The sequence below is a fragment of the Paenibacillus marchantiae genome (genome assembly GCF_028771845.1).
GTDB classification, from domain to species: Bacteria; Bacillota; Bacilli; order Paenibacillales; family Paenibacillaceae; genus Paenibacillus; species Paenibacillus marchantiae.
In genome coordinates this window covers 506,699-519,020 of the sequence record NZ_CP118270.1, presented here as the reverse complement: position 1 = coordinate 519,020, position 12,322 = coordinate 506,699, and the positions used below count along the sequence as shown (strand labels likewise).

Sequence of the window (12,322 nt, the reverse complement as noted above, 5' to 3'; positions counted from 1 at the left end):
TACATGCTGCATAAATTCAAAAAAATAGACTATTCGATTGTTTTTATATTGCTCATACTGATGGCTATTAGTATTTTGTCGATTTATAGTACCACCTTCGGCAGACCAAAGCTGGAGGGACTCACGAAAAGTGCAGTGATGTATTATATTTTGGGCTTCGTGGTCTTTTTTGGGATGTCGATGATCAACTACAAATTCATTATCAAAAATTATTTGTATATCTATGGCGTGGGTATGCTGCTGCTCATTTTCGTTATGTTCTTTGGTAAAGAATATTATGGCGCCAAAGGTTGGCTATCCATATTCGGAGTCAGTTTGCAGCCTGCTGAATTGTTCAAGTTATGCCTGATTGTTTTTTTATCGGCCTTTTTAGCCAGAAAAAAGAATCGTCCGCTTTATTTTGGACGTGATGTCATTCCGATCTCACTCTGTGTACTGCCGCCATTACTACTCGTATTACTTCAAAATGACTTGGGGAATGCGTTAAGTTATGTGGTCATTCTTGTGGGGCTATTATGGATTGGTAATATTAAATTTACTCATGCCCTTATTGGTTTTATTATCGCTGTGGCTGCTTTTATCGGTGGTATACAGGCTTATATTCATTATCACGATGAGATTGTCAAATTTCTGAAGGATGTTGGACGTTCGCACTGGGCAGATCGTTTCGATCCATGGCTTGTGCCGGATTTGACCTCAAGAGATGTTCTCTGGCAGACGTATAACGCGAAGCTTGCAATTGGTTCTGGCGGCATTACGGGAAAAGGGTATTTGGAAGGAACAACGATTCAGTCGAATCGGGTGCCACTGGCATATGCCGATTCGATCTTTGTACAGATTGGGGAGGAATTCGGTTTTATAGGTGCATCCGTGTTGCTGCTACTGTACTTTATTCTTATTCACAGGCTTGTGCTGATTGCGTTGGAATGTAAGGACAGGGCAGGGCCATATCTGATTGTCGGTATTATAGCGATGCTGCTCTACCAGATTTTTGTTAATATCGGTCCGTTCATTGGTCTGATGCCGCTGACTGGGATTACCTTGCCGTTTATTAGTTCGGGTGGTACCTCAATTATGATCAACATGATCAGTATGGGGATTGTGATGAGTATCAAGGTTCACACGGAAGAGAACGAGGATATCCTTGGTTCCGCAGAACAACCAGGCATTACAGAACTGGTCATGAAGCTAGTTAGACGCAAATCAACACAGCAGGAGCAATAGTCTTTATCCTAGGACAGACTCTTTGCAAATGAATACGATACAAGCTAACCCTGGATCAACAGATCGGAGCAAGATAGATCTGTTAATCCAGGTTTTTTTTCGTTGTTTTGTTTGACGGATTTCCATTTTCTCTTCCAATTCTATACAATGGTAATATTAAATACTAATGGAAATAATTATTGGGTGTTGAGCCTCAGGGGGATACGTGGGAACATGCTGAGAATGCTGAAGAAGATGGACGGGGTTATTCTGTTTGTGTTGCTGCTGCTTATGGTCATGAGTGTATTTACGGTATACAGTGCGATTCAGTCCGATCCGAAATTGGGCAATCATCATATCAAAACCTTGCAGTTTTACGGAATTGGATTCGTAGCCCTCATTGGTATTGGATTGGTCAATTATAAACTGTATATCCAATATGCGTTTTATATTTACGGGTTTGGGATTGTCCTGTTGATTCTTGTTAATTTCATAGGGGGCACGATCAATAATGCGAATGGCTGGATAAAGATTAATGATTATCTTTCTTTTCAACCTGCAGAGTTGTTTAAAATGATCTTGATTCTGTTTCTGGCTCATGTATTGGTCAAAAGAAAAAATTCTACGCTTCGTTTCTGGAAAGACATCGTACCTATTGGTTTATGGACGTTCGTTCCCTTTGCACTCGTAATGATTCAGAATGATCTGGGCAACGCCCTTGGATACATCGTGATTCTGGTCGCTGTGTTATGGATAGGGAATATCAAGTGGTCGCATGCACTAATTGCTCTTGCCATTGTGGGGATTACCTTTTTTGGATTCGTCAAAGCATATACGTCATATCACGATGAGATTTTTACCTTTCTGGAAAAGGCGAACCGGGAGCACTGGGCCGAGCGTATTGATCCTTGGCTTGTACCGGATAAAGCAACGTCGAAAGCTTCCTGGCATACGAAAAATGCGGGTCTCGCCATAGGCTCGGGAGGCATAACAGGCAAAGGCTACATGCAAGGCACATCTGTTCAATCGGGGCGTGTACCGTATACATATTCGGATTCCATTTTTGTGGTCATTGCCGAGGAGTTTGGTTTTGTAGGTGGATCTGTTCTGCTCTTAATGTATTTTATCCTCATTCATCGTATGGTGTTAATCGCTTTACACTGTAGAGACCGGGCGGGACCTGTCGTGATTGTGGGGATTATCGGCATGTTGTTATATCAGGTGTTTGAAAATATTGGTGCTTTCCTTGGGCTGATGCCGCTTACGGGCATTACGCTGCCATTTATCAGCTATGGAGGCACCTCGTTGCTCATTAATATGGCATGTATCGGGCTGGTGATGAGCATTAAATTGTATGGCCAGGAAGAAGAGGACGAGCTTCTTATAGGTGAACAACGACCTACCTTACTGGAACGTTTATGGAGTATGGTCAAAAAGGAAAAGACAACAGCGTAATCTTGAAGTTTGGTATGATTCATCTCTGCTATGGACATCCAGCTTCTCATTAAGAGGGGGGGAGTATGTTATAGAGCAGTAAGTGATTTGTTTGTTATTCCGATCTTTGCCTGCGGCAGTCAGGTGAAGGTCTTTTTTTTGTTAAAAAGGCATGGCGATCTTTGGAACTTTGAATGAATGCCAAATTTAAATTTTATTGACAAATATTTCAATTCTGTATTATCCTAATTTTAACTAGATTATATACGTATTTTACCCGCCTTACTTACACTCTAGACGTCAGACAGTAATCAATACTTTTGAAAGTGGGTTATCAACCTACTCCTCATCCATGCAACCAGTCATGCCAATGATGAATGTAATTGTAATTTCGTTGGTGTACTTCTTCCCTAGATTATCAAAATTGTTCAGCTACAAATTTCCTTTGATATCCCATTGCCCTTCAGCTCAACGTACTATGATCCTTTTTGAGTTAGCCTATTTTTTCTGCGAATCTATGTATTCCATCCACGAATGTTCAGCGGCTCAGATTCCTTTTTCTTTAAATGAAATCGATTACATTTAATTGTAAACGCTTCCTTTATTTCGAGTCTGATTGGAACAGAAAGGGTGGAAAAGCGATGTGGATCAACAAACATAGCCTTTCAGCGGCATTAACGAGAGAAGCAGCAGGGAGTACAGGGCGTGATCCTCCTGCTAACCAAAACGTAAGGCTACTGCTGAATTCCTAAAATTAAAACCCAAAGGAGAGTTAAGTGATGAACCTAAATCGAGTTGGTACGATCCCTTCATTTGTAAAAGTGTTCATGCTCTTGTTTTTATCTTTTGCACTAACCGTTTCAACATTTGCTATCGGACCGGCGAAACAAGCTGAGGCAGCTCCTCTTCCAAAGAAAATTATTGCTTATGTGGCTGGTTGGGCCAATTGGACCGCGAATGATATCAAGGCAGAACAGCTCTCTCATATCAATTACTCCTTTGCACTCATCTCTAACGGCAAAGCAACCATTACAAACTCGGATCGTACCAAACTGCAACTTATGGTTGGACTGAAATCCAGAAACCCTGATCTGAAGGTGATATTGTCTGTTGGTGGCTGGGGAGCTAACGGTTTTTCAGACGCAGCGCTAACAGACGCCTCACGTACAACCTTTGCCGATAGCATTGTGCAGTTGGTAACCTCCAATAATCTGGATGGTGTCGATCTGGATTGGGAATATCCGACCAACCCTGCTGCCGGTACAACTGCACGGCCACAGGATAAACAAAATTTCACACAACTGCTCTCGAAGGTGCGTGAGAAGCTGAATGCTCAAGGACAAATGAATGGCAAACAATATCTGCTGACCATTGCCGCCGGAGCGAGCAGCAGTTATCTGAACGGTGTAGAAATCAATAATATCACGCCTCTGCTCGATTGGATCAATCTGATGACTTACGATTTTCATGGAACCTGGGACGCAACCACAGGTCATCATACGAATCTGTCCGGAAGAGATATTAGTGTAACGTCTGCGGTCAATCTGTTCAGAAATAGCGGTGTTCCCGCGAATAAACTGGTTATTGGCGGAGCCTTTTACGGCCGGGCTTGGACTGGTGTCCAGAATTCGAACAATGGTCTGGACAGGCCAGCTTCGGGTGGTTTTGAACCCGACTACAACACTATTGTCAGCCAATATTTGAATAAAAACGGGTATACACGGTACTGGGACAGCAGTGCCCAAGCTCCTTATCTGTTTAATGGGAATACCATTATCTCCTATGACGACCCGCAATCGCTCAGCCTGAAGGTGCAATATGTGAAAAACAGCAATCTGGGTGGCATCATGTTCTGGGAGTACAGCAATGACCGCTCAGGTGCGCTGCTTCAAGCCGTATATTCGGAGGTTACGGGTGGGGGCACGGTGCAGCCTCCGAATCCAAGTGGATACAACTATCTGGTTGCTCAAGCCAATCAGCAAATCATCTCTGCCGAGAATCAAGGTAATGACCAGCTTGTCGCCAATCGGACGACGGCAGGAGACTGGGAGCTTTTTGAATGGATCACGAACTCCGATGGAACGGTGTCCCTCAAGTCCAAAATCAATAATAAATATGTCACAGCGGATGTTAATATGGGTGGTGCCCTGATCGCCAAAGCCACAACCATTCAGCAATGGGAGAAGTTCAATCGTGTGGATTTGGGTGATGGAACAATCGCGTTGCAGGCACTCGCCAATAACCTGTATGTGACCTGTGATCTGAATAATGGCGGTAAGCTTGTAGCGAGCCGCAATTCGGTTGGCGGTGCTTGGGAAGCTTTCCGGGTGAATAAGTAACCGATACACTGATATCCATGCAGCATGCCATATTGGAACACCAAGGGTAGGTTAGAGATTTAGATTTATCAAAGAAGTGCCAGCCGACAAGCGTTCCATAGGCAGGCGCTTCTTTGATTTTCGTCACACATAAAGCGAGCTAACAGTCCTTTCGTTTTAAGTATTACCCGCCTATTAAAATTTTAGTAGATTTGTAATCTAGCAGGTTTACTTCCGTCTCTTCCGGGCATACTGATAGACATGAGAGAGTTACAGGGATCATGATCACGGGAGCCGAGGGGGAGAACGGAATGAGCAGAAGAATCGTGAAACAAATTGGACTTATAATTGTATGTCTTATGATGATTATTATGATGTGGGAAGGTCAGAAAACGGATGCAGCTGTGGCGGCCACAGCCATTCCGGAACAATCCATTCGCTTGCGTATTCTCGCAAACTCGGATGCAGCGGGAGATCAGTTGGTCAAACGCGAGATTCGGGACGCCGTCGTTGCCCAAATGAATGGGTGGGTAACCGAACTGGAGAATCCGCAAAGTCTGGAAGAAGCGCGTGGGGTCATCCGTCAGCATTTATCTGAAATCGAGGATCGTGTAGGAGAAGAGCTTGCCAATCGTGGCTTAACCTATTCATATCAGGTGGAACTTGGGGTGGTTCCGTTTCCAACCAAATTATATGGAGGTACCGTATATCCGGCTGGAGATTACGAAGCAGTGCGGATAACGCTTGGAAAAGGTGAGGGACAAAACTGGTGGTGTGTGTTGTTTCCACCATTATGCTTCATAGATGCAGGAACAGGTGATGCGCTGGCGAAGCCTGCAACAGCATCTGCAGCTGCCGTAGAGCCTGGGGACGCACAAGCATCTGTGCAGGCAGCTACACCAGAAGCGCGTTTCTTCCTGTGGGATATGGCGGTCAAATTGTGGGATTGGGTGACGGGATTGTTTGCATAACTGCATAACAAGCTGCTGGATATAAGCTTTATCAGGGGACTTCGATTCATGGAAGTGCCCTTTTGTTTTATCATAGGCTCGAGTCAAAGATCGCATGATGTTAATCGCTGGGAAGATTCAGACCGCATCCTTGGGCAGAGCAGATATGTTATAATTATAGGAATCAGAAAACATAAGCGAAGAAGGCATCTCGGAAGCGGAATGTCTTGCATTAACTACCCTACTGAAGTTTAGGAATGATGGATATATGACGAGAGAGAACGAGCAATTGCATCAGTCTTCCATGAAAGGCATGGAGAACGATGAAAGTACAGAGAAAATGGTTACAAGTATGTGGGATGTCAATGTACTGGTAACCAATGAGAACAAGAATGACGTGGCAAAAGGGAGTGCGTATAAACAGGCTCTTGCTGACTTACAGGATGCCGCAGCCTGTCTTCGTCAAGGACAGACCGTGGCATTCCCAACCGAGACGGTATATGGTCTGGGCGCAGACGCTCGCAGTACAGCTGCGGTGGAAGCTGTATTTGCAGCCAAGGGGAGGCCTTCGGACAATCCGCTGATTGTGCATATTGCACAGCGTGACCAGTTGGATTCACTGGCCACGGAAGTGAATGGCACAGCGGAGGCGCTGATGACGGCCTTCTGGCCGGGGCCGCTTACGCTTGTGCTGCCGGTTAGGCCAGGGGCGGTATCCCCGCGGGTTACCGCCGGCTTGGACACGGTGGCCGTGCGGATGCCGGACCATCCGGTGGCCTTGCAGTTGATCGCTGCGGCGGAATGCCCGGTCGCTGCGCCGAGCGCTAACCGCTCCGGGCGGCCAAGCCCGACCCTCGCAGCACATGTGCGCGAGGATCTGGCAGGCCGCATCGACGGCATCGTGGACGGCGGCCCCACCGGGGTGGGCGTCGAGTCCACGGTGGTGCAGGTCGGTGACGACGGTACCGTCACCATCCTGCGCCCTGGCGGCATTACGGCGGAACAGCTGTCCGCCGTTGCCGCCCGTGTCGCCACGGACCCGGCGCTGCTCGCCGAGGGGCCCGGTGGCGATGACAGCCCGGCGCCGCGCTCGCCGGGCATGAAGTACACGCACTACGCGCCCACAGGTGCGCTGTGCGTGGTGGAGGGGCCGCCCGCAGCGGTGGCGGCCTGGATCAGCGCCGCCCTCGCAGAGGCGGCGCAGCGCGGGGAGCGCACCGCGGTGCTGGCGTTCGCCGAGCACGCGGAGCAGTACCGCGCCGATGCCGTGTTCTCGCTGGGTGAAGCCAGCGAGCTGGGAGAAGCAGCGCGCCGGCTGTACGCCGCGCTGCGCAGCTGCGATGAGCAGGGGGCCACATATATTGTGGCTGAAGCCTGCTCACGCGAAGGGCTGGGAGCAGCCGTCATGAACCGGCTGCTCAAGGCGGCAGGTCACCGACTCATTCAGGTCGGTGACCGATAGCTCCCTTTTTTCATAATATCGCTATGAATATTTCCCTCTGGCACTCGTCCTCTAGTTACGACTAGCAATTCCATTTTTTTGAGCTGGGATTGCAAAATGTCTTCTCAGGTCATGTTTATGTCCTTGTCCGCATAAGGTGTACAAGAACCTTTACGTGACTTGGGGGTATGGGGATGTGGGATGTGTCTGCCCATGTAGGGCAGTTGGTAACCATTTTGATTATGGCCGTCGCTCTCGGACTCGACGCGTTCTCACTCGGCATCGGGATTGGCATGAAGGGCATTCGTATGAGAGATGTATTGCGAATCAGTACCGTAACGGCCCTGTTTCACATCATCATGCCGCTCATCGGCATGTATACGGGCAAATATGTCAGTTCCTTACTTGGTGACATTACGACGTATGCAGCTGGCGGTCTGCTGGTCCTGCTCGGCGCCCATATGATCTTGAACGCTTTCCGGGAGGGAGATACCAAACTGGTGGATCATCGATCTTTGCTCGGTGTGATACTGTTCTCACTGAGTGTCAGTGTGGATTCGTTTTCCGTTGGAGTCTCGCTCGGCATGTTCAGCAGTGACTTGGTGTTAACGGTACTGGCTTTTGGTGTCTGTGGTGGAGCAATGTCCGTCATGGGTCTGATGTTGGGACGGCGTGTGAGCCAGAACATGGGGGATTACGGAGAAGCGGTCGGCGGAGCGATCTTGCTCGCTTTTGGACTTTTGTTTATATTTTAAAAAACGACGTTAACCATAATTACAGCCTAGTGCAGTCTTCAATATATAATTAAGAGTTTCATTGGTTCAGATGGAGTTTCAAACATGATTCGACAACATTTGCAAAATGGGGAGGCTAACCACAATGAAACATATTTTGTTTGTATGTACAGGGAATACATGTCGCAGCCCCATGGCGGAGGGACTTTTACGTAAACTGGCGTCTGAGCGGGGCATTCAGGTGGACGTTCGTTCCGCAGGTGTAGCCGCAACAACGGGCATGCCCATTTCCCGTCATGCGGAGGCCGTATTAAGGGATCACAACGTTGAGGGACCCCCACATTCGACGCTTCTTAGCTCCAACCTAGTCGGCTGGGCCGACCTGATTCTCACGTTAACACGCAGTCATAAACAGCATGTCATGCAGGTTTTTCCTGACTCGGTACACAAGACGTATACCTTGAAAGAGTATGCGGAAAATGACGAGCAAGTCTTGAATGATCTTCAGGAATTGGACAGCCTGTTTGCGACATTCGAAATGAAACGTGCGCTAGGTCAGGAGATTTTGGCATCTGAACGTGAGCGGGCAATCGAGATTAGACAACGCATTCCGAGCTTTGATATTTCGGACCCGTTTGGCGGAAGTCGCGACGATTACAACATCGCTGCGGCAGAGATTCGGACTGCGCTCGACAGACTTTTGGACAAGTTGGAGTAATTGGATTCGTTTAATCATTCCCAGGTACCGATAGATTTCCATATAAAAAACGTACATGGGATGTAAATTACCCGTTGATTTTAAACGCAGGTTGTTTTATGATGAATGGGAAAACAGGGATCCGGTGTAACTGGCGACGAAGTGGGCATAACCACGATGGAGCACCGGAACAAACGGCCGGTCGCCTGGGCAAAAGAGCAATTCTGCGTTACCCGCAGACTGCTCTTTTTTTCGTCTTTCATCTGATTATTCGCTATAATAGTACCTGAAATGCCATACAAGAGAATACCAAGGGCAGCCAAGAGGAAGCCGGGCATGATTTTATCGGGAGGCGATAGGATGACTATTGAGTTAGATTCGGAACAACCCGGATTGCATGAACAGACCACATCCATTCTGCGTGAACTGGCGCTTGCCGGACAGCTTGGACCTGGACAGATCGTTGTGATCGGTACAAGTACAAGTGAAGTTGCAGGCAAACGGATTGGTACAAGCGGTGCTGTTGAAGTAGCGCAGCAGCTTCTTGCGGGTATACGCGAGGTGCAGCAGGAGTTCGGTTTTGATGTTGTATTCCAATGCTGTGAGCACCTGAACCGTGCGCTGGTTATGGAGCGTTCACTGCTTAAACGTCTTGGATTGACTGAAGTGGGTGCAGTACCTGTGCCCAAAGCAGGTGGTTCCATGGCATCCGCAGCGTATCGCTCGCTGACCGATCCATGCCTGGCTGAACATGTGCAGGCCCATGCGGGACTGGATATTGGGGAGACGATGATTGGCATGCATTTGCGGCATGTGGCAGTACCTTTCAGAACAGCACTCCGCTACATCGGTGATGCCCGTGTAACTACAGCACTGACCCGTCCGAAGTTGATTGGCGGCGAGCGTGCAGTGTATCGTATGGAAGAGCAACCAGATTCGACATTTTGTGACTGATATCTTCAACCTATTTAAAGCCAAATTAGACTTTACACGAAAACGGAGAGTGCAACACCAATCTGAAGAAGCAAAGCGTTCGCCTTTATCCCCGGATTTCCCCCTTATTATAAGGGAGTTCAGAAAAATCTGGGGATAACAGCGATCGGAAGATGGTGATGCAATCGAAGTCAGGAGTGTAACCACTGTAGTTTCGCTTTATAACTTCACTTATAACTGGGAGGAATTTAATCATGGAACAATTGCGCAAGAATGACCCGGCAGTACTGGAAGCGATGAATCTTGAACTGAAACGTCAACAAAACAACATTGAGCTGATCGCGTCCGAGAATATCGTAAGCGAAGCGGTTATTGAGGCAATGGGATCTGTACTTACTAACAAGTACGCTGAAGGATATCCAGGCAAACGTTACTACGGTGGTTGTGAGCATGTGGATATCGTAGAAGATATCGCGCGTGATCGTGCCAAAGAATTGTTTGGAGCAGAACATGTGAATGTTCAACCTCACTCCGGTGCACAAGCGAACATGGCAGTATACCTTGCGGCTTTGAAACCAGGTGATACTGTGCTTGGTATGAACCTTGCGCATGGCGGACACCTCACACATGGTAGCCCGGTTAATGCTTCCGGATTGCTGTACAATTTCGTGGCTTACGGTGTACAAGAAGATACATTCCTGATTGATTATGATGAAGTGCGCAAAGCGGCATTTAAACATCGCCCTCGCATGATCGTTGCAGGTGCAAGTGCATATCCGCGTATCATTGATTTTGAAAAGCTTGCTTCCATCGCTAATGATGTAGGTGCTTTGTTCATGGTGGATATGGCTCACATTGCAGGACTGGTAGCTGCAGGCTTGCATCCAAGCCCGGTTCCACATGCGCATTTCGTAACGACAACAACTCACAAAACGTTGCGTGGACCTCGTGGTGGTATGATTTTGTGCCGCAAAGCTTGGGCAGCAGCGATTGATAAAGCGGTATTCCCTGGTTCCCAAGGTGGACCTCTGATGCACGTGATTGCTTCCAAAGCGGTAGCATTCGGTGAAGCACTGCAACCTTCGTTCAAAACGTATGCACAAAACGTGGTAAAAAATGCACAAGTATTGGCTGAAACGCTGATTGCTGAAGGATTGAACATCGTATCCGGCGGTACAGACAACCACTTGATGCTGATCGACACACGCAGCGTGAATATCACAGGTAAAGAAGCCGAGCATGTACTTGATTCCATCGGTATTACCGTGAACAAAAATGCAATTCCGTTTGACCCAACTAGCCCGTTTGTAACGAGCGGTATCCGTATCGGTACACCTGCAGCTACTTCCCGTGGTATGAACGAAGAAGCGATGGTAGCTATTGGTAAGATCATTGCGAAAACATTGAAAAACCCTAAAGATACAGCTAAATTGGACGAAGCCCGTGCTGAAGTAACGGCACTTACGGACCAATTCCCACTGTACACAGATCTTAAATACTAAAAAACTTGCTCATGGTGTTTGTATTTGAGATGTTCTTATGTAAACACTCAGACGGAGCAAACCGAAAGAACCTGAAGAAGCGTAGCGCTCGCCTTTATCACCGGAATTCCACCATTTATTTATGGATCAAAAGAATTCTGGGGATAACAGCGATCAGAAGGTCATTCGGTTTGCGGAGCTTCATAGTGTTTACACATTTTTAACATTCAACTGACATAACAGCGAGAGCAAAAAGGACCGGAAGACTCATTTTTCCGGTCCTATTTTTATAGGATTCGGTTTTCTGTAATGATTAAGTGCCCTTTGATGGTGTAATTCGGTGTAGGTGATGATATAATATACAGGATTTATCGGGCCTATGAATGATGATTAGGCATATTTGGTAATGCTGAACATGAAGAACATACCGGAGGGACAAATTAGATGGGAAAATTAGTAATATGTGATCACCCTTTGATTCAACACAAACTGACGTTTATACGCGACATGCGTACGAATACGAAAGATTTTCGTGAATTGGTGGATGAAGTGGCTACACTGATGGCTTATGAGATTACAAGAGATGTTGAGCTGGAAACTATTGATGTACAGACACCAGTAGCTGAAACACAAGGAAAAGTCATTTCCGGACGTATGCTTGGGCTGGTGCCGATTTTGCGTGCGGGCCTTGGGATGCTGGATGGTGTTGTCAAATTGCTGCCGGCGGCAAAAGTTGGACATGTAGGTTTGTTCCGTGACCCGGAAACACTGCAACCTGTTGAATACTACACCAAGCTGCCTACGGACGTGACAGAGCGTCAGTTGATTGTCATCGACCCGATGCTGGCAACTGGCGGTTCTGCCATTGCTGCTATTGACGTGCTCAAAAAACGCGGCTGCACGCAAATTAAAATGATGAACCTTGTTGCAGCTCCTGAAGGAGTAAAAGCTGTTCAGGATGCGCATCCGGATGTAGACATCTACGTTGCTGCACTGGACGATCGTCTGGATGATCACGGCTATATCGTTCCCGGACTGGGAGATGCAGGAGACCGTCTATACGGCACTAAATAAGCATATCGCATGCTTTGTAAGAGGTTGTTCAAAAAGTCCAATTTTGATTACGAAGGA

General features: G+C 47.3%; 10 protein-coding genes and 1 riboswitch. All 10 genes read left to right on the top strand.

The window, feature by feature from the left end; genetic code table 11:
• The first annotated feature begins 3 nt into the window (after positions 1–3).
• The gene (locus tag PTQ21_RS02520; RefSeq protein ID WP_072733630.1) at positions 4–1,224 is read left to right on the top strand and encodes an FtsW/RodA/SpoVE family cell cycle protein; all 1,221 of its coding nucleotides are present in this window, start codon (positions 4–6) and stop codon (positions 1,222–1,224) included.
• 213 nt (positions 1,225–1,437) lie between these two features.
• Positions 1,438–2,658: an FtsW/RodA/SpoVE family cell cycle protein gene (locus tag PTQ21_RS02515; RefSeq protein WP_079695629.1), complete on the top strand. Its 1,221-nt coding sequence runs from the start codon at positions 1,438–1,440 to the stop codon at positions 2,656–2,658.
• Between the two features lie 758 nt (positions 2,659–3,416).
• The gene (locus PTQ21_RS02510; protein ID WP_274568708.1) at positions 3,417–4,976 is read left to right on the top strand and encodes a glycosyl hydrolase family 18 protein; all 1,560 of its coding nucleotides are present in this window, start codon (positions 3,417–3,419) and stop codon (positions 4,974–4,976) included.
• 290 nt (positions 4,977–5,266) lie between these two features.
• The gene (gene spoIIR, locus PTQ21_RS02505) at positions 5,267–5,926 is read left to right on the top strand and encodes a stage II sporulation protein R (protein WP_079695631.1); all 660 of its coding nucleotides are present in this window, start codon (positions 5,267–5,269) and stop codon (positions 5,924–5,926) included.
• Positions 5,927–6,245: 319 nt separating this feature from the next.
• Positions 6,246–7,367, top strand: coding sequence for an L-threonylcarbamoyladenylate synthase (locus tag PTQ21_RS02500; protein ID WP_420800368.1), 1,122 nt, complete (start codon positions 6,246–6,248; stop codon positions 7,365–7,367).
• Positions 7,368–7,540: 173 nt separating this feature from the next.
• Complete coding sequence (locus tag PTQ21_RS02495) at positions 7,541–8,101, top strand: manganese efflux pump MntP (protein ID WP_063568347.1); 561 nt, start codon at positions 7,541–7,543, stop codon at positions 8,099–8,101.
• 124 nt (positions 8,102–8,225) lie between these two features.
• Positions 8,226–8,798 carry a low molecular weight protein arginine phosphatase gene (locus PTQ21_RS02490; protein ID WP_063568348.1) on the top strand — a complete coding sequence of 191 codons (573 nt, stop codon included), beginning with the start codon at positions 8,226–8,228 and terminating at the stop codon, positions 8,796–8,798.
• Between the two features lie 116 nt (positions 8,799–8,914).
• Positions 8,915–8,996, top strand: a riboswitch (ZMP/ZTP riboswitch).
• 141 nt (positions 8,997–9,137) lie between these two features.
• Complete coding sequence (locus PTQ21_RS02485; RefSeq protein ID WP_274568706.1) at positions 9,138–9,731, top strand: TIGR01440 family protein; 594 nt, start codon at positions 9,138–9,140, stop codon at positions 9,729–9,731.
• A gap of 233 nt (positions 9,732–9,964) precedes the next feature.
• A complete protein-coding gene (locus PTQ21_RS02480; RefSeq protein WP_162842473.1) occupies positions 9,965–11,212 on the top strand; it encodes a serine hydroxymethyltransferase in 1,248 nt (415 codons plus the stop codon).
• Positions 11,213–11,635: 423 nt separating this feature from the next.
• A complete protein-coding gene (gene upp, locus PTQ21_RS02475; RefSeq protein WP_053782842.1) occupies positions 11,636–12,265 on the top strand; it encodes a uracil phosphoribosyltransferase in 630 nt (209 codons plus the stop codon).
• The last annotated feature ends 57 nt before the right edge of the window (positions 12,266–12,322 follow it).